Source organism: Nonomuraea corallina, from assembly GCF_027620315.1.
In the GTDB taxonomy this organism is placed as follows: domain Bacteria; phylum Actinomycetota; class Actinomycetes; order Streptosporangiales; family Streptosporangiaceae; genus Nonomuraea; species Nonomuraea corallina.
The window spans coordinates 1-401 of the sequence record NZ_JAPNNL010000365.1 but is presented as its reverse complement, the minus strand read 5'-3'; the positions used below and the strand labels follow the sequence as shown (position 1 = coordinate 401).

Here is a 401-nt window from a genome sequence, read left to right as displayed (position 1 = left end):
CTGGCGGAGACGCGTCAGCGGTTGGCCGAGGATCAGGGTCGCAGGCATGAGCCGGTGGCGATCGTGGGGATGGCGTGTCGTTTTCCGGGTGGGGTGTCGGGTCCTGAGGAGTTGTGGGATCTGGTGGCGTCCGGTGGGGATGCGATCGGTGAGTTCCCGGGTGATCGGGGGTGGGATCTGGAGGGGTTGTTCGATCCGGATCCTGAGGCTGTGGGCAAGTCGTACACGCGGCATGGGGGGTTCGTGTACGAGGCGGGGGAGTTCGACGCGGGGTTCTTCGGGATGAGTCCGCGTACGGCTCTGGCGACGGATCCGCAGCATCGGTTGTTCCTGGAGTCGTGCTGGGAGGCGCTGGAGCGGGCCGGGATCGATCCGGGCGAGCTGCGGGGCAGCCGCACCGG

1 protein-coding gene is annotated in these 401 nt (G+C 68.1%); it reads left to right on the top strand.

Going from position 1 to position 401, the window contains the following annotated elements; translation table 11 throughout:
- Positions 1-69: 69 nt before the first annotated feature.
- Positions 70-401: beta-ketoacyl synthase N-terminal-like domain-containing protein (locus OUY22_RS36720; protein ID WP_408638263.1), on the top strand; the 332-nt coding region annotated here is incomplete at its 3' end.